The sequence below is a fragment of the Agrococcus terreus genome (assembly GCF_014645235.1).
Classification (GTDB): domain Bacteria; phylum Actinomycetota; class Actinomycetes; order Actinomycetales; family Microbacteriaceae; genus Agrococcus; species Agrococcus terreus.
Genome location: NZ_BMLM01000002.1, coordinates 272,339 through 289,509, shown reverse-complemented (window position 1 = coordinate 289,509; position 17,171 = coordinate 272,339). Strand labels below are relative to the sequence as shown.

Annotated in this window: 16 protein-coding genes; 9 read left to right on the top strand and 7 right to left on the bottom strand. The window is 73.9% G+C overall.

What is annotated here, in order from left to right:
- Positions 1-90: 90 nt before the first annotated feature.
- The 4 genes from sdhA to IEW90_RS11200 form a co-directional block, all read right to left on the bottom strand.
- On the bottom strand, positions 91-1,878 hold the full coding sequence (gene sdhA, locus IEW90_RS11215) for a succinate dehydrogenase flavoprotein subunit (RefSeq protein ID WP_188718377.1): 1,788 nt from the start codon (positions 1,876-1,878) through the stop codon (positions 91-93).
- Positions 1,879-1,906: 28 nt separating this feature from the next.
- Positions 1,907-2,365, bottom strand: a complete 459-nt coding sequence (locus IEW90_RS11210) for a succinate dehydrogenase hydrophobic membrane anchor subunit (RefSeq protein ID WP_188718376.1) — start codon at positions 2,363-2,365, stop codon at positions 1,907-1,909.
- A complete protein-coding gene (gene sdhC / locus IEW90_RS11205; RefSeq protein ID WP_268236839.1) occupies positions 2,365-2,745 on the bottom strand; it encodes a succinate dehydrogenase, cytochrome b556 subunit in 381 nt (126 codons plus the stop codon). Before sdhC ends, IEW90_RS11210 begins: the two co-directional genes overlap by 1 nt.
- 185 nt (positions 2,746-2,930) lie before the next feature.
- The gene (locus IEW90_RS11200) at positions 2,931-4,082 is read right to left on the bottom strand and encodes a glycosyltransferase family 4 protein (RefSeq protein ID WP_188718374.1); all 1,152 of its coding nucleotides are present in this window, start codon (positions 4,080-4,082) and stop codon (positions 2,931-2,933) included.
- A gap of 140 nt (positions 4,083-4,222) precedes the next feature.
- On the opposite strand from IEW90_RS11200, the gene IEW90_RS11195 reads away from it, so the two are divergent.
- Complete coding sequence (locus IEW90_RS11195) at positions 4,223-5,335, top strand: mannose-1-phosphate guanylyltransferase (protein ID WP_188718373.1); 1,113 nt, start codon at positions 4,223-4,225, stop codon at positions 5,333-5,335.
- Between the two features lie 53 nt (positions 5,336-5,388).
- On the opposite strand, the gene IEW90_RS11190 is transcribed toward IEW90_RS11195, so the two are convergent.
- Complete coding sequence (locus IEW90_RS11190; RefSeq protein ID WP_188718372.1) at positions 5,389-5,964, bottom strand: hypothetical protein; 576 nt, start codon at positions 5,962-5,964, stop codon at positions 5,389-5,391.
- A gap of 143 nt (positions 5,965-6,107) precedes the next feature.
- On the opposite strand from IEW90_RS11190, the gene rsmA reads away from it, so the two are divergent.
- Complete coding sequence (gene rsmA, locus IEW90_RS11185) at positions 6,108-6,968, top strand: 16S rRNA (adenine(1518)-N(6)/adenine(1519)-N(6))-dimethyltransferase RsmA (RefSeq protein ID WP_188718371.1); 861 nt, start codon at positions 6,108-6,110, stop codon at positions 6,966-6,968.
- A 15-nt stretch (positions 6,969-6,983) separates the two neighbouring features.
- Positions 6,984-7,514 carry a hypothetical protein gene (locus IEW90_RS11180; RefSeq protein WP_188718370.1) on the top strand — a complete coding sequence of 177 codons (531 nt, stop codon included), beginning with the start codon at positions 6,984-6,986 and terminating at the stop codon, positions 7,512-7,514.
- Between the two features lie 22 nt (positions 7,515-7,536).
- On the opposite strand, the gene IEW90_RS11175 is transcribed toward IEW90_RS11180, so the two are convergent.
- Positions 7,537-7,926, bottom strand: a complete 390-nt coding sequence (locus tag IEW90_RS11175) for an MmcQ/YjbR family DNA-binding protein (protein ID WP_188718369.1) — start codon at positions 7,924-7,926, stop codon at positions 7,537-7,539.
- Between the two features lie 98 nt (positions 7,927-8,024).
- Between IEW90_RS11175 and IEW90_RS11170 the strand changes: the two genes are divergently transcribed.
- Together IEW90_RS11170 and IEW90_RS11165 are read left to right on the top strand one after the other, a co-directional pair.
- Positions 8,025-8,948 (top strand): 4-(cytidine 5'-diphospho)-2-C-methyl-D-erythritol kinase, encoded by a 924-nt coding sequence (locus IEW90_RS11170; protein ID WP_188718368.1) that lies wholly within the window; start codon positions 8,025-8,027, stop codon positions 8,946-8,948.
- Between the two features lie 285 nt (positions 8,949-9,233).
- Complete coding sequence (locus IEW90_RS11165; protein ID WP_188718367.1) at positions 9,234-11,027, top strand: ABC-F family ATP-binding cassette domain-containing protein; 1,794 nt, start codon at positions 9,234-9,236, stop codon at positions 11,025-11,027.
- 3 nt (positions 11,028-11,030) lie between these two features.
- Here IEW90_RS11165 and IEW90_RS11160 read toward each other — a convergent pair whose 3' ends face one another.
- On the bottom strand, positions 11,031-11,558 hold the full coding sequence (locus tag IEW90_RS11160) for an ArsR/SmtB family transcription factor (protein WP_188718366.1): 528 nt from the start codon (positions 11,556-11,558) through the stop codon (positions 11,031-11,033).
- A 79-nt stretch (positions 11,559-11,637) separates the two neighbouring features.
- Between IEW90_RS11160 and IEW90_RS11155 the strand changes: the two genes are divergently transcribed.
- The 4 genes from IEW90_RS11155 (at position 11,638) to IEW90_RS11140 (ending at position 17,123) form a co-directional block, all read left to right on the top strand.
- Positions 11,638-12,942, top strand: a complete 1,305-nt coding sequence (locus tag IEW90_RS11155) for an MFS transporter (RefSeq protein ID WP_188718365.1) — start codon at positions 11,638-11,640, stop codon at positions 12,940-12,942.
- A 153-nt stretch (positions 12,943-13,095) separates the two neighbouring features.
- Complete coding sequence (gene mtrA, locus IEW90_RS11150) at positions 13,096-13,782, top strand: MtrAB system response regulator MtrA (protein ID WP_188718364.1); 687 nt, start codon at positions 13,096-13,098, stop codon at positions 13,780-13,782.
- Positions 13,783-13,824: 42 nt separating this feature from the next.
- Positions 13,825-15,477 (top strand): MtrAB system histidine kinase MtrB, encoded by a 1,653-nt coding sequence (gene mtrB, locus IEW90_RS11145; RefSeq protein ID WP_188718363.1) that lies wholly within the window; start codon positions 13,825-13,827, stop codon positions 15,475-15,477.
- On the top strand, positions 15,474-17,123 hold the full coding sequence (locus tag IEW90_RS11140; protein WP_188718362.1) for an LpqB family beta-propeller domain-containing protein: 1,650 nt from the start codon (positions 15,474-15,476) through the stop codon (positions 17,121-17,123). The genes mtrB and IEW90_RS11140 overlap by 4 nt, the downstream gene beginning before the upstream one ends.
- The last annotated feature ends 48 nt before the right edge of the window (positions 17,124-17,171 follow it).

Sequence of the window (17,171 nt, the reverse complement as noted above, 5' to 3'; positions counted from 1 at the left end):
CGGCGGCGTCGGCCTGGGCCGTGGGGTCGCCGGTCTCGGCAGCTCCCTCGAAGCCCTTGCTGTCCTCGTTCTTCTTCTCGTCGTCGCTCATCAGTACTTGCGCTCCTGCGGCTGGTAGTGCGTGACGCGCACGGGCTTCCAGTCGAGGCGGATGCCCTGGGCACCAGCCGCGCCGGCGTCCGTGCGGTACGCCATGGTGTGCAGCATGTAGGTCTCGTCGTCGCGCTTCGGGAAGTCGTCGCGCATGTGCGCGCCGCGCGACTCCTTGCGGTTGATCGCCGACACCACGAGCACCTCGGCCAGGTCGAGCAGGAAGCCCAGCTCGACGGCCTCGAGGAGGTCGGTGTTGAAGCGGCGGCCGCGGTCGTGGATGCGGACGTTCGGGTAGCGCTCGCGCAGGGCGGCGATGTCGTCGAGGGCCGTCTGCAGCGTCTCCTCGGTGCGGAACACCTGGGCGTTCCGGTCCATCGTCTCCTGCAGCGCCTTGCGGATCTCGGCCACGGACTCCGTGCCCGTGCCCTCGCGCAGCTGCGCGAGCAGCTTCACGACGCCGTCGGCCGCGCCCGTGGGGAGCGGCACGAAGTCGGCGCCGAGCGCGTACGCGACGGCGTTGTTGCCGGCGCGCTTGCCGAAGACGTTGATGTCGAGCAGCGAGTTCGTGCCCAGGCGGTTGGCGCCGTGCACCGAGACGCACGCGCACTCGCCGGCCGCGTAGAGGCCCGGCACGACGGTGTCGTTGTCGCTGAGCACCTCGGCGTCGTTGTTCGTCGGGATGCCGCCCATGGCGTAGTGCGCCGTGGGGTACACCGGCACGCGCTCCGTCACCGGGTCGACGCCCAGGTAGGTGCGCGCGAACTCCGTGATGTCCGGCAGCTTCGTCTCGAGCACCTCGGCGCCGAGATGCGTCGTGTCGAGGTAGACATAGTCCTTGTTCGGGCCGGCGCCGCGGCCGTCGAGGACCTCCTGCACCATCGAGCGGGCGACGATGTCGCGCGGCGCGAGGTCCTTGATGGTGGGGGCGTAGCGCTCCATGAAGCGCTCGCCGGAGGCGTTGCGCAGGATCGCGCCCTCGCCGCGGGCGCCCTCCGTGAGGAGGATGCCGAGGCCCGCGAGGCCCGTCGGGTGGAACTGGTAGAACTCCATGTCCTCGAGCGGCAGGCCCTTGCGCCAGATGATGCCGACGCCGTCGCCCGTGAGGGTGTGGGCGTTCGAGGTGGTCTTGAAGATCTTGCCGAAGCCGCCGGTCGCGAACACGACCGACTTGCCCTGGAAGACGTGGATCTCGCCCGTCGCGAGCTCGTACGCGACGATGCCCGAGACGCGCTGCACGCCGTCGACCTCGGCCATGACGAGGTCGAGCGCGTAGAACTCGTTGAAGAACTCCACGCCGTGCTTGACGCAGTTCTGGTACAGCGTCTGCAGGATCATGTGGCCCGTGCGGTCGGCCGCGTAGCAGGCGCGGCGCACGGGCGCCTTGCCGTGGTCGCGCGTGTGGCCGCCGAAGCGCCGCTGGTCGATCTTGCCCTCGGGCGTGCGGTTGAACGGCAGGCCCATGTTCTCGAGGTCGTAGACCGCGTCGATGGCCTCGCGCGTCAGGATCTCGGCCGAGTCCTGGTCGGTGAGGTAGTCACCGCCCTTGACGGTGTCGTACGTGTGCCACTCGTTGCTGTCCTCCTCCACGTTCGCGAGCGCGGCGGCCATGCCGCCCTGCGCCGCGCCCGTGTGGGAGCGCGTGGGGTAGAGCTTCGTGATGACCGCGGTCGACGCCTTGGGCGCCGCCTCGATCGCGGCGCGCATGCCGGCGCCGCCCGCGCCGACGATGACGACGTCGTGCTGGTGGTAGTGGATGCCGTCGGTGACGGTCGTGGTCTCAGCCATGGATGCGGTGGGTCTCCGGGAGTCGTGACTAGCGCGAGGCGCAGAACTCGGGCAGCAGGGCGGCGTCGGCGCCTGCGGGGCACGGGTCGAACGTGAACGTGATGAGCGTGCCGAGGATGATGAGGATCGCTGCCGCGGCGGCGATCGCGCCGAGCGCGATCGTGCGCAGGCGCGGCTGGTGCACGTAGTCGTTCACGATCGTGCGCATGCCGTTCGAGCCGTGCAGGATCGCCAGCCACAGCATCAGCACGTCCCACCACTGCCAGAACGGCTGGGCGAGCTTGCCGCCGACGAAGCCGAAGTCGATGGCGTGGATGCCGCCGGGCGTCCAGAGCAGGTTGTAGGCCAGGTGGCCGAAGATCAGCACGATCAGCACGACGCCGGAGGCGCGCATGAAGATCCAGCCGGCCTTCTCGAGGTTGGGGCCGCGGCGGCCCTTCGAGCGGGCCGGGTACCGGTAGTTCGGGTTCTCGATCGTCGCGGTCATCAGTGGCCCTCCTCGATCGGGGAGAAGACGTTGATGAGGTGCGTCGGCGTGAAGTAGGCCATCAGCACGACGGCGACGCCCACCACGATCCAGAACAGCAGGCGCTGGTGCTTCGTCGCCCACGACCACGTGTCGACGAGGATGATGCGCAGGCCGTTGAGGGCGTGGAGCACGACGGCGGCCACGAGGCCGACCTCGCCGAGGCCCATGATGGGGTTCTTGTACGCCGCGATGACCGTGTTGTACGCCTCCGGGGAGACCCTGATGAGGGACGTGTCGAGCACGTGCACCAGCAGGAAGAAGTAGATCGCCACACCGGTGATCCGGTGCAGCACCCACGACCACATGCCCTCGTTGCCGCGGTACAGCGTTCCGCCGATCCGCTCGCGCTTGGGGGCCGGGTCGGGGAGGGTGAGGCTGCTGGTCGTGTCGGACACGCGCAATCCCTCCATCGGTAGCCGGGTTGAGTGGCTCCATCCTATGCCCGCGACACGCCGGGCCCCTGACGCCCGCCGCGAACGGGGCCGGACGTCGGGTGTCGACGGGGTCGTCGACGGGCTCGGGGTCAGGCGTCGACGAGGTCGTCCACGCCGCGCAGCGCGCGTCGGGCGGCCCGCTCGTAGTGGCGCACGAGGTCCTCGGAGACCGCCGACCAGGAGCGGCCGAGCACGCGCCGCCTGCCCGCCTCGCCCATCCGGGCGCGCATGCCGGGGTCGGCTGCGAGCAGCGCGACGGCCTGCCGCAGCTCCGGGGCGTCGTCGGGGGAGAAGAGGAAGCCGGTGCTGCCGTGGTCGACGAGGTCGATGGGTCCGCCGGCGCGCGGCGCGACGACCGGCAGCCCGCTCGCCGCCGCCTCCTGCAGCGTCTGGCCGAACGTCTCCTCGGCGCCCGTGTGCACGAACACGTCCATCGCGGCGTAGGCGGCGCGCAGCGCGCCGCCGGAGCGCTGCCCGAGCATGATCGGCCGCAGCGGCGCGAGCTGGCGGCGCACGTCGGCCATCGCGGGGCCGTCGCCGACGATCGCGACCCGGATGCCGGGGAGCCCCTCGAGGGCCCGCAGGCGCTCGAGCCCCTTCTCGGGCGCGACGCGGCCGACGTAGCCGACGATCGTCTCGCCGTCGGGCGCGAGCTGCCGCCGCAGGCCAGCGGCGGCGCGGCCGAGCCGGTTGTCGGGGTGGAAGCCGTCGAGGTCGACGCCGCGCGCCCACCGGTGCACGCGCCTGACGCCCGCGCCCTCGAGGTCGGCGATCGCGGCCGACGACGGCGCGAGCGTGCGGTCGGCGGCGTTGTGGATGGCGCGGATGACCTGCCAGGCGAACGCGGCGCCGGCGCCCATCCGGTTGCGGCGCGCGAAGCCCGCGACGTCGGTCTGGTAGATCGCGACGCTCGGCAGCCCGATCCGCGACGCCTCGGCGATCGCCTGGCCGCCGAGCATGAAGGGGCTCGCCGCGTGCAGCACGTCGGGCTGGAAGCGCGCGAGCAGCGTCGCGACCTGCGGGCTCGGCAGCCCGACGGGGAACTGGCGGTAGGCGAAGGAGGGCACCTCGTGCACGGGCACGCCCCGGTAGTGCACCGGGGCGCCGCAGCGCGGCGTGATGACGATGGCCTCGCGGCCGGTCTCGACGAGGTGGTCGAGCACGCGGCAGACGGAGGTGGTGACCCCGTTGACGGTGGGCAGGAAGCTCTCGGTGACGATCGCCACCCTCTCGATGCGCACGCTCCGACGCTACGTCCGCGTCGCGTCGCGAGCGGGAGCGGGCGGTGAACGCGCCGTGAACATCCCGTGGGGAAGCGCTGGGCGCCGCGCCCCGATCGGCGGCGGCCGGTGCTGCCCGGCTCGTCGGTAGGCTCGGCCGCGTGACCACCATCGACGACTTCGTCAGCATCATCCCGGCCGGCGGCGTCGGCTCGCGGCTGTGGCCGCTCTCGCGCGCCGACGCGCCGAAGTTCCTCCACGACCTCACGGGCTCGGGCAAGACGCTGCTGCGCGCGACCTACGAGCGGCTCGTGCCGCTGACGGGCCCAGGTCGCACGATGATCGTCACAGGCCGGGCGCATCGAGCCGCCGTCGAGGCGCAGATCCCCGAGCTCGACGACGCCGACATCGTGCTCGAGGCAGACCCCCGCGACTCGACCGTCGCGATCGCCCTGGCCGCCGCCATCCTCCGCCGCCGCGAGCCCGACGTGATCGTCGGCTCCTTCGCCGCCGACCACGTCATCGACGACGAGCGCGCCTTCCGCCGCGTGGTCGCGGAGGCCGTCGCCGCGGCGCGCGCCGGCGCGATCGCGACGATCGGCATCACGCCCACCGAGCCGGCGATCGGCTTCGGCTACATCCACGCGGGCGAGCCCGCGGGCGTCGAGGGCGCGCCGCGCGCGGCCGTCGTGCGCGCGTTCGTCGAGAAGCCCTCCGCGCAGGTCGCGCGGGAGTACGTCGAGGGCGGCGACCACCTGTGGAACGCGGGCATGTTCATCGCGCGCGCCGACGTGCTGCTCGAGGAGCTCGCGAAGGGCGAGCCCGAGCTCGCCGCGCAGATCGAGGAGCTCGCCGAGGCGTGGGACGAGCCCGCCCGCCGCGGGCCCGCGGTCGACCGCATCTGGCCGCAGCTGAAGAAGATCGCGATCGACTACGCGATCGCCGAGCCCGCCGCCGCGCGGGGCCGGCTCGTCGTCGTGCCGGGCGACTTCGACTGGGACGACGTCGGCGACTTCTCGGCCGTCGCGAAGCTCCACAACGGCGGCCGCCGCGGCCGGCTCGCGATCCTCGGCGACCAGGGCACCGTGCTCGCCGACTCCGCCTCCGGCATCGTCGTCTCGCAGTCGAAGCGCATCGTCTCGGTGGTCGGGATCCGCGACGTCGTCGTCGTCGACACGCCGGACGCGCTGCTCGTCACGACGACCGCGAACGCGCAGCGCGTGAAGCAGGTCGTCGACGCGGTGCGCCGCAGCGGCAACACCGACGCGCTGTAGGCGGCGCGTCCGCGCGCGACCGCGCGCGACCGCGCGCGGTCGCGCGCCGTCGGCTACGGGAGGAGCGCGTCGGGCCCGACCGAGAGCTCGACGACCGAGCTCGCGTCGGGGCTCAGCCCCTCGACGCGCACGTCGACGGGCATGCTCGCGTCGACCGGGCCGTCGATCGGGAACGTCCAGCCGTAGACGCGGAAGTCCGCGGTGCAGCTGATCGCCGACAGGTCGGGCGCGGTGAACTCGACCACGATCGCGCCGTCCTCGACCTCCGCGCCGTCGGGCTCGGGCACGCACCTCGACGAGCCGGAGCCGCCGATGAACACGGCGAGCGACGTGCCCGGCTCCGCCCAGAGCGCGGCGGCGCCGTCGGTGCTCACCGCGTCCATGACGTCGAGCGCGGCGATCTGCGCGTCGGGGATGGGCGTGGCGTCGTCGTCCATGTCGTCGTCGCTGTCGCTCGGCGACGGCGTCGGGGTCGGGGTCGGGGTCGGGGTCGCGGGCGCCGACTCGGAGGGGGCGGGATCGGCGGTCGTGGTGGGCGCTCCGGTGCTGCCGGGCTGCGCCGACGCGCAGCCGGTGACGAGCAGGGCGAGGGCGGCGACCGCCGCGATGCCGAGGTGCGAGGTGCGCATGGGAGCCTCCGTCCGTTCCGCGCCGCCGTGGCGCGCTCCCAGTGTGGCGGCCCGTGCTGGGGGCGCTCTGCACGCGCGCACCGCCCGCGCGCAACTGCTCGCGACGCCGCGGCGGCCGCCCGCGCGCCGCGTAGGCTGGCCGGGTGAGCGAGACCCCGACCGACCGCGGTGCCGATGCCCTCCTGGGGGCCGCCGAGATCCGCCGCCTCGCCGCATCCCTCGACCTCACGCCCACGAAGCGCTGGGGGCAGAACTTCGTGCACGACGCCAACACCGTGCGCCGGATCGTCCGCACGGCCGACGTCGCCGGGCTCGACGTGGTCGAGGTGGGGCCGGGCCTCGGCTCGCTCACCCTCGGGCTCACCGAGGCCGGCTGCCGCGTGACGGCGGTCGAGATCGACGAGCGGCTCGCGCGCCTGCTGCCCGAGACGGTGTCGGCGAAGCAGCCGGAGGCGCGGCTCGAGGTGGTGCACCACGACGCGCTGACGATCGAGTCGCTGCCGCACGAGCCGCGCGCGATCGTCGCGAACCTCCCGTACAACGTGTCGGTCCCCGTGCTCATCCACCTGCTCGAGCGCTTCCCGAGCGTCGATCGCGCCCTCGTCATGGTGCAGGCCGAGGTCGGCCACCGGCTCGCCGCGAAGCCCGGCTCGAAGGTGTACGGCTCGCCGAGCGCCAAGGTCGCCTGGTGGGGGCCGTGGGCGCTCGAGGGCGACGTGTCGCGGCAGATCTTCTGGCCGGTGCCGAACGTCGACTCGGTGCTCGTCGGCTTCCGGCGCGGCCCGTCGCTCGGCGACGAGGTGCTGCGGCGCGCGACCTTCCGCGTGATCGACGGCGCGTTCGGGCAGCGACGGAAGATGCTCCGTCAGGCGCTCTCGGGCGTCTTTGGCTCGTCGGCCGCCGCCTCCGAGGCGCTCGAGGCCGCCGGCGTCGCGCCCACCGAGCGCGGCGAGGCGCTGGCCCTGGCCGACTTCATCCGGATCGCGCAGCAGCTGCGCGACTGACGAGGGGAGCCGGCGATGGCGCGGCCGATCGAGCGGAGCATGGGGCCGGAGGCGCTGCGCGCCGCGACCGGCCGGGACCACGAGGGCTGGCGGGCGCTGCTGCTCGACGCCGGTGCGCAGGCCTGGCCGCACGCCCGGATCGCGCGCTGGCTCGTGGAGGCGCACGGCGTCGACGGCTGGTGGGCGCAGGGCATCGCGGTCGACTTCGAGCAGGCGCACCAGGGGCGGCTGCCGGGCCAGCAGGCCGACGGCACCTTCACGGCGGCGCGCACCCGCACGATGCCCGGCGACCGGCTCGAGGCGCTCGACCGCGTGCGCGCCGAGGTCGAGGCGAGGCACGGCGCGCCCCACGGCGAGAACCTCGCGGCGTCGATGCCCGTCGTGCGCTGGCGGCTCGCCGACGGCACGCGGCTCGCGATCGCCGCGCAGCCGCCGAACCGCTCGGGCACCCCCGTGAACGTCACCATCGAGCGCCTGCCGAGCGCCGATGCGATGGAACCCGCGCGCGAGGCGATCGCCGCGATCCTCGACGCCGCCGCGGGCTGAGGGACGCGCTCGGGCGACGCGCTCAGCCGCGGGCGTCGAGCTCGGCCACGAGCCGCTTCGTGGCGGTCATGCGGTAGGAGGCGTCGATGAGCTCGGCCACCAGGCTCCAGTCGGCCCCCTCGAGGTCGACGGCGATCCAGCCGTAGGGGCCGAGGTAGGCGGGCTCGATCGCGCCCTCCTCGAGCATCGCCAGGCGCTCGTCGGGCTCGAGCAGCACGGTCAGGCGGTGCGGATGGAGGCCTTCGGCGTGCTCCGCCCTCGTCGTGCCCGCGGAGAACGCGAAGACCTTGCGGGTGAAGCACGCCGGCCGGCCGTGCGAGATCTTCTCCTGCGCCCCGGGCAGCGCCACCGCGATCGCGCGCACCCGCGCGAGCAGCGGATCCGCCGGGTCGAAGGTGATCCCGTGCGCCACGAGGCGAGGCTAGCCCCGCGCGCCCACGCGGTCCGGAGGTGCCTGCCGCATCCAGCCGCTGTGCAGGAGGGCATGCCCGATCCAAGTAGGGTCGAGCCGTGGTGAAGAGGAGCACGGTGCGGGCCAAGGCGCCCGGCAAGATCAACGTGTACCTCGGCGTGGGCGCCCTGCAGGACGACGGCTACCACGACGTCGCGACCGCCTACCAGGCGGTCAGCCTCTACGAGTTCGTGGAGGCCACGCACGCCGACGACTTCTCGGTGCGCTTCTCGGGCCCGATCGCCCACGAGGGCCTCTCGACCGGCGCCGACAACCTCGCCATCCGCGCCGCGATGGCGCTCGCGCGCCGCGGCCGGATCAGCTCGGGCGTCTCGCTCTCGATCGAGAAGCACGTGCCGATCGCCGGCGGCATGGGCGGCGGCAGCGCCGACGCGGCCGCGACGCTCGTGGCGTGCGACGAGCTGTGGGGGCTGCACCTCGGCCGCGAGGCGCTCCACGAGATCGCCGCGGAGCTGGGCGCCGACGTGCCCTTCGCGCTCGCGGGCGGCACCGCCGTGGGCACCGGCCGCGGCGACCGGCTGAGCCCGGCGCTCGCGAAGGGGCAGTTCCACTGGGTGCTCGCCTACGCCGACGGCGGCCTCTCGACGCCCGACGTCTACCGCGCGCTCGACGAGCACCGCGCCGTGCACGCCGCCGACATCGCGCCGGCGCACGACGTGCCGACCGTCGAGGCGCGCGTGCTGCAGGCGCTGCGCGCCGGCGACGCGTCGATGCTCGCCGACGCGCTGCAGAACGACCTGCAGGCGCCGGCCCTCCGCCTGATGCCGCGCCTGTCGGGCACGCTCGAGCTGGGGGAGCGCTCCGGCGCCCTCGCGGGCATCGTCTCCGGATCCGGCCCCACGGTCGCGTTCCTCTGCGACGACCTCGAGTCGGCGATCGAGCTGCAGATCTCGCTGTCGACCGCGCAGCTCCACGCGGTGAAGGTCACGGGCCCCGTCGGCGGCGCCCGCCTCGTCGACTGAGTCGCGCGCCCGCCTCGCCCCGCTCCGCGGCTCGCCTCCTTCCGCTTCGCCCCCTCGCGAGCGGCCATGTCCTGCGCCCGAGTGGTCACTCCTTGCATCGAGTGGTCAGGATCGGCTGCTGGAAGCGACCACTCCCCGCAGGACGTGACCAGTGATCGCAAGCAGTGACCCATCGGCCGCATGCGACGACCGCCGATCGCCGGGCGCCGCCGCTCGGGGCGCGCCAGGGCAGCAGTTGCGGCCGCGGCGGAGGCGGCGCGCGGCGGATGGGAGGATGGAGGGGACATGGCACATCTCCTGGGCGCCGAGAAGGTCGGGCTCGCATTCCCGACCCGCACCGTCTTCGACTCCATCTCCCTCGGCCTCGAGGACGGCGACCGCATCGGCATCGTCGGCCGCAACGGCGACGGCAAGTCGACGCTGCTCCGCATCCTCGCGGGCACGCTCGAGCCGACGAGCGGCCGCGTCACGCGCCGCGGCGGCATCCGCGTGGGCGTGCTCGACCAGCGCGACACCCTCGACGGCGACGCGACGATCGGCGAGGCCGTCGTCGGCGATCGCGACGAGCACGACTGGGCGGGCGACGCGCGCATCCGCGACGTCATCGCCGGCCTCGTCGGCGACCTGCCGTGGGATGGCCGCGTCGGCGACCTCTCGGGCGGCCAGCGCCGCCGCGTCGCGCTCGCGCAGCTGCTCGCGGGCGACTGGGACGTGCTGTTCCTCGACGAGCCCACGAACCATCTCGACGTGCAGGGCATCGCCTGGCTCGCCGACCACCTGAACGCCCGCTACGCGACCGGCCGCGGAGCGTTCGTCGCCGTCACGCACGACCGCTGGTTCCTCGATGCGGTGTGCACGGGCACGTGGGAGGTCCACGACCGCATCGTCGAGCCCTTCGAGGGCGGCTACGCGGCATACATCCTGCAGCGCGTCGAGCGCGACCGGATGGCCGCGGCGAGCGAGGCGAAGCGCCAGAACCTCATGAAGAAGGAGCTCGCGTGGCTCCGCCGCGGCGCGCCCGCGCGCACCTCGAAGCCGAAGTTCCGCATCGAGGCGGCCACGCAGCTCATCGAGGACGAGCCGCCCGTGCGCGACCCCATCCAGCTCGCGCAGCTCGCCGCGACCCGCCTCGGCAAGGACGTCGTCGACCTCCTCGACGCGGGCGTCGAGCTGGGCGGCCACCGGATCCTCGACGACGTCACCTGGCGCATCGCGCCGGGCGAGCGCGCCGGCATCCTCGGCCGCAACGGCGCAGGCAAGTCGACGCTGCTCGCGCTCGTCGCGGGTCGCCTGCAGCCCACGTCGGGCCGCGTGAAGACCGGCACGACCGTGCGGATTGCCGAGCTCACGCAGGAGCTCGCCGAGCTCGCCGAGCACGAGGACGACCCGGTCCGCACCGTCGTCGGCCGGCTGCGCACGAGCTACCAGGCGGGCGGCAAGGAGCTGAGCCCCGGCCAGCTGCTCGAGCGGCTCGGCTTCCGCTCGGGCGAGCTGTCGACGCTCGTGAAGGACCTCTCGGGCGGCCAGCGCCGGCGCCTGCAGCTGCTGCTCATCCTGCTCGACGAGCCCAACGTGCTCATCCTCGACGAGCCGACGAACGACCTCGACACCGACATGCTCGCCGCGATGGAGGACGTGCTCGACTCGTGGGCGGGCTGCCTCATCGTCGTCAGCCACGACCGCTACCTCATCGAGCGCGTCACCGACGTGCAGTACGCGGTGGTCGACGGCGGGCTGCGGCACGTGCCCGGCGGCGTGGACGCGTACCTCGCGATGTCGGGGGAGGCGTCGGTCGGTGCCCGCGCGACGCAGCCGCAGGATGCGGCGCCCGCCGCGCAGGCCGCGCCGGGCCTCAGCGGCGCCGAGCGCCGCGCGCTCGAGAAGGAGGCCGCGAGCCTCGACCGCCGGCTCGCGAGGGCGACCGACGAGCGCGCGAAGGTCGTCGCACGATTCGAGACCGCCGACCACGGCGACTTCGCGGCGCTCTCGGCGCTGCAGGGCGAGCTGGCGGCGGCCGACGAGCGGTTGGCCGAGCTCGAGGAGCAGTGGCTCGCCGCGCACGAGGCGCTCGAGGGCTGAGGCTCAGCCCTCCGCGTCGCGGCGCGGCTGCTGCACGTCGGGGTGCATCGCGAGCATGACCGACCACGCGTCGCCGCCCGGGGTGTCGCGCGAGCGCAGCCACTCGAGCAGCTCGCCCACGCGGCGCTCGTACTCCTCGTGGTCCTCCGGGGCGAGACGCACGCCGAGCCGGCTCACCTCGAGGTCGGCGGGATGCACGCCCTGGATCTCCTGCAGGAACGTCTCGACGAGCACGGGCCCGACGAGCGGCGCCTCCGAGCCGTGCCACGTGAGGCCCGGCGCCCGGTAGGGGATCTCCTTCGCGCCGCGCGCGCCGGTGCGCGGCTCCTCGGCGACGAGGAAGCCGACGTCGACGAGCGACTGCACGTGGTGGTGCATCGAGCCGGGGTTCATGCCGAGCGCCTCGGCGAGCTCCTTGTTCGTGCGCGGCTCGTGCAGGCACAGGCGCAGGATGCGCCAGCGCAGCGGCGAGGCGAGCGCCCGCGCCTTGGCGGTGAGCTCCGTCGCGCCAGGCTGCGCCGCATCCGTCATGGCCCCACGCTACCGGCCGGGAGGGGACGCGGGAACTGAGTGATTGGGAGAAACCAATCGCAGTGCTACGCTCTGCCGCATGACCGTCCAGCACGAGCCCGTCGGCACCGCGGATCCGCGCCTCGACCACCGCGGGCTCTGGCGCGAGCGCGGCTTCCCCGCCTTCTGGCTCGGGCAGGGCCTCAGCCAGCTCGGCGCGCAGTTCGCGGCGATCGCCATGCCCATCGTCGCGGTCACCGTCCTCGACGCGACCGACGCGCAGATGGGCTTCCTCCACGCGGCCGAAACGGCCGCGTTCCTGCTCGTCGGCCTGCCCGCCGGCGCGTGGCTCGACCGGATGCGCAAGCGCCACGTGATGATCGTGGCCGACCTCGTGCGCGTGGTCGCGGTCGCGCTCGTGCCGCTGCTGTTCCTCGCCGGCATGCTCGAGATCTGGCACCTGTTCGTCATCGGCGCGGTCGTCGGCGTCGCCACGGTGTTCTTCGACGTCGGCTACCAGTCGTTCGTGCCGGTGCTGGTGCGCGACGAGCACGTCGGCCCCGCCAACGGCGCGCTCGAGGCGACCGCGCAGACGATGCGGCTCGGCGGGCCGGCCGTCGCCGGCATCCTGCTGCGAGTCGTCTCGGCGCCGCTGCTGCTGGCGGCGAACGCCGTCGGCTTCCTGCTCAGCGCCATCAGCCTGCTGCTCGTGCGCGACGACGAGCAGGTGAAGCCGAAGCACGAGCGCCAGCACCTCGTGCGCGAGATCGCGGAAGGGCTCCGCTTCGTCGCCCGCACCGACTTCCTCGTGCGGATCGTCGGCACGACCGCGCTCACGAACCTCGGCGCGAGCATCGCGATGACGCTCTCGCCCATCCTCATCCTGCGCATCCTCGGCCTCGACCCGTCGGTCTACGGCCTCCTCATGACGCTCGGCGCCATCGGCGGCCTCGCGGGCAGCGTGCTCGCGATGCGCATCGCGCGCCGGATCGGCGAGGGCACGGCCCTCAGCCTGTCGACGCTGCTGTTCTGCGGCTCGGCCGCGCTGCTGCCGCTCTCGGTGCTGTGGCCGGCGGCCGCCGTGCCGATGCTCGTGGTCTTCGAGGTGCTGCTCGGCTTCGGCATCCTCGTCTACAACGTCATCCAGGTCACCGCCCGCCAGCGCATCTGCCCGAAGCCGCTCCTCGGCCGCATGAACGCCTCCATCCGCTTCGTCGTCTGGGGCGTCATGCCCATCGGCGCGCTGCTCGCCGGCTGGCTCGGCACCGCGTTCGGCACGATCGCCGCCATCTGGGTCGGCACCGCCGTCGCGATCCTCGGCGGGCTGCCGCTGCTGCTGAGCCCCTACGCGTGGATGCGGCAGCTGCCCACCCGGCCAGCCGAGGAGCCCGTCGCCGCTCCCTGAGGTGCGCTCCGTCCCGCCGCCCCCGGCACCGGGGCGGCTGCGGGACATCCCGGAGCCGCCCTGCGCGGCAGGCACAGGGCGAGCGGATACAGTGGCGGGACCGGCGACGGCCGCGCACGGCGGCGCGGCGCAGCGCGAGCGGAGGGGGCGCCGATGACCGAGCAGACGATCCTCGTCGTCGACGACGATCCGGCGCTCGCCGAGATGATCGGCATCGTGCTGAGCGGCGAGGGCTACGCGCTCGAGTTCTGCGCCGACGGCCGCGACGCCATCGACCGCTTCCACGAGGTGCGCCCCGACCTCGTGCTGCTCGACCTCATGCTGCCCGGCAAGGACGGCATCGAGATCTGCACCGAGCTGCGCGCCGAGTCGGGCGTGCCCATCATCATGCTCACCGCCAAGGGCGACCCGACCGACGTCGTGGTCGGCCTCGAGTCCGGCGCCGACGACTACATCGTGAAGCCCTTCAACCCGAAGGAGCTCGTGGCGCGCATCCGCACGCGCCTGCGCCCGCGGCGGGAGGCCGAGGCGACCACCCTGCGCGTCGCCGACCTCGAGATCGACGTCGAGGGCCACCAGGTGCGCCGCGACGGCGCGCAGATCGCGCTCACCCCGCTCGAGTTCGAGCTGCTCGTCACGCTCGCGACGAAGCCGAAGCAGGTCTTCTCGCGCGAGATGCTGCTCGAGCAGGTGTGGGGCTACCACTACAAGGCCGACACGCGGCTCGTGAACGTGCACGTGCAGCGCCTGCGCTCGAAGGTCGAGCAGGACGTCGACAACCCCGTCGTGGTCACGACGGTCCGCGGCGTCGGCTATCGCGCCGGCGCGCCCCTGGGCTGAGCCGTGGCCGCGCCGCGCCGCTGGTGGCAGCGTGCGACGCGCATGCTGCGCCGCTCGCTGCAGGCGCGCGTCGTCGCCGCGAGCATGGTGCTCTCGACGCTCGCGCTCGTGGGCGTGTTCGGCTACATGTCGGTGTCGGTCGGCTCGAACCTGTTCGAGACGCGGCGCGACGAGGCGCTCGTGGAGGCCGCGCGCGCCTCGGCGGAGATGCAGCGGGTGTTCGCCGAGGCCGTCACGCAGAACCTCACGAGCGGCGAGCTCGACGCGCTGCAGGACCGCGCGCTCGACGCCGTCACGGGCCTCATCGCGAGCCGGTCGTCGACCGAGTACGCGATGCTGCGCGCCGAGGGGCAGAGCGAGACGGTGCTCGCCATGAACGACGTGCAGTCGCAGGCGTTCGACACCGACCTGCTCAACGACGAGCTGCGCACGGCCGTCGCCGCCTCCTCCGACACGCCCTACTACCAGTCGGTGCGGCTCGACGCGGAGGCCGGCGCGCAGCCCGCCATCGTCGTCGGCACGACGGTCGACGTGCCGCTCGCCGGCCGCTACGAGCTCTACCTGCTCACGAGCCTCCGGTCGACCCAGGACACCCTCGCGTTCATGCAGCTCACGATGCTGCTCGGCGGCGTCGCCCTCATCGGCCTCATCGGCGCCATCACCTGGTTCGTCGCCCGGATGGTCGTGGGGCCCGTGCAGACGGTCGCCGACACGAGCGCGCGCATCGCCGCGGGGGAGCTCACCGTGCGCATCCCCGTGCACGGCAGCGACGAGCTCGCGAAGCTCGGCCGCTCCTTCAACGACATGGCCGACTCCATCACCCGGCAGATCACCGAGCTCGGCACGCTCTCGACGGTGCAGCAGCGCTTCGTCTCCGACGTCTCGCACGAGCTGCGCACGCCGCTGACGACGATCCGGCTCGCGGGCGACGTGCTCCATGACCGCCGCGGCGACTTCGACCCCGTCGCGGCGCGCACCGTGGAGCTGCTGCGCACGCAGATCGAGCGGTTCGAGCAGCTGCTCGCCGACCTGCTCGAGCTCAGCCGCTTCGACGCCGGCGCCGCGCAGCTCGAGATCGAGCCCACGAACCTCGTGCGGCTCGCCGAGGGCGAGATCGCGGCGCTCGAGCCGCTCGCCGCCGAGCGCGGCAGCGAGCTGCGGCTCGTCGCCCCGGGCGGCCACTTCGAGGCCGAGGTCGACCCGCGCCGCATCCGCCGGATCCTGCAGAACCTGCTCGGCAACGCGATCGACCACGGCGAGGGCCGGCCGATCGTCGTGACCGTCGACTCCACCTCCGAGGCCGCGGCGATCGCCGTGCGCGACCACGGCGTGGGCATGACCGAGGAGGAGGCCTCCCGCGTGTTCGACCGCTTCTGGCGCGCCGACCCGTCGCGGCAGCGCCGCACGGGCGGCACGGGCCTCGGCCTCTCGATCAGCCGCGACGACGCGGCGCTGCACCGCGGGCGCATCGACGTCTGGTCGAGACCGGGGGAGGGCACCGCGTTCCGGCTCACGCTGCCGCGCGCCGGCGACCGCGCGAGCGCGCCGTCGCCGATCGAGCTGCCGCCCGCCGACACGCAGGCGATCGTGCTGCCCGAGGCCGACGCGCTCGCGTCCGCGCCCGGCACCGAGACCGAGGCGATCGCGCTCGTCGACCCCACGGTCGCGACCCGCACCGAGGAGGTCGAGCGATGAGGCGCGCCCTCGCCGTCCCCGCCGCGATCGCGGCGCTCGCGCTCGTCGGCTGCGTCGCCATCCCCGACGCAGGGCCGGTGACGGAGGGCCAGGTCGACACGAGCGTCCAGTCGAGCGACCTCGTCTTCCTCGCCGAGGAGCCCGCTGCCGGCGCCACGCAGGAGGACATCATCCTTGGGTTCCTCGAAGCAGCGGTGAGCCCCGTCGACGACTTCTCGATCGCTCGCGAGTACCTGACGGCCGACGCGGGCGAGGGGTGGGACCCGGGTGCCGGGGTGCTCGTGCGCTCGGGCGACCCGGAGGTGTCGCTCACCGGAGAGACGGCCGCGACCGCGGTGGTCACGACCGTCCGTGCCGTCGACGAGCACGGCGCCGCCCGCATCGCCGACGAGGAGCGGATCCTCGAGTTCCGGCTGCTGCGGGTCGGCGGCGAGTGGCGCATCTCGCAGGCGCCCGACGGCATCGTGCTCTCGAACTACCACTTCGGGCAGCTCTTCCGCTCGCACGTGCTGCACTGGCTGACGCCCGACGGCACGCGCGCGGTCGCCGACGTGCACTGGTTCGAGCGCACGGTGCAGACGCTGCCCGGCCGCATCGTCGAGGCGGTGCTCGCGGGCCCCTCCGCCTGGCTCGCGGCCGGCGTCGCGACGGCGGCGGCGCCGGACGCGACGCTCGTCGGCGCACCGGAGGTCGACGGCTCGGTGGCGAGCGTGACGGTGAGCATCGCGCAGATCGAGCAGCGGCCCGGCGGCCTCGAGCCGCTCGCCCAGCAGCTCGCGCTGTCGCTGCGCAGCGTCGGGGTGCGCGAGGTGCGCGTCGGCGTGGAGGGGCTCGAGGGCTTCGAGGCGACGAGCGCCGATGCCGCGCCGATCGACGAGGGCGAGGTCGATCAGCGGCCCCTCATCCTCGAGGGGGCGACCCTGCGTCCCGTGGGTGCCGGCGCCTCGGCGATCGACGACGTCGGCCCGGTGCTCGCCTCGATCGGCGCGACGAGCTTCACCGTGGGGGAGGTCGGGGGCGTGGCGCACACCGGCACGACGGCTGCCTGGATCGTGCCGGGCGCCGACCCGGTCGTCGTCTCGGCCGACGCGGGCGTCGTGCCCACGGTCGACGACAGCGGGTGGGTGCTCCTGCAGGAGCGGTCGGCGCCCCAGCGCCTGCTCGCGTGGCGCGACGGCGAGCGTGCGGTGCTCGAGCTGCCGACCGGGACCGGGCGCGTCGCGGCGATGGAGCTCTCGCGCGACGGCACCCGGCTCGCCGTCGCGTCGACCGACGGCGCCGAGAGCCGGATCTGGATCGCGACGGTGGTACGGGACGAGGACGGCCGGCCGACGTCGCTCTCGGAGCCGTACCCGTTGCCGCAGATCGACGGCACGGCCACCGACGTCACGTGGGCGAGCTCGACACAGGTCGCCGTGCTCGCCGCGAGCGGCGACGCGGCCCAGGTGGTGCTGCTGACGATCGGCGGCGACGCCGATCAGCTGCCGCCGCCCGGGATGCCGGTGCGTGCGATCGTCGGCGGCAGCGAGGGGACGTCGACGCTGCGCGCCCTCGGCGAGGATGGCTCGCTGCTCTCGCTGCGCGGACGTGTCTGGCTGACGGCGGTCGACGTGGGAGCGGTGAGCCTCATCGCGACGCAGCAGTAGCCCTCCACAGGCGTCGCAGGCTTCGAGGCAGGACAGCCCGCGAGCGTC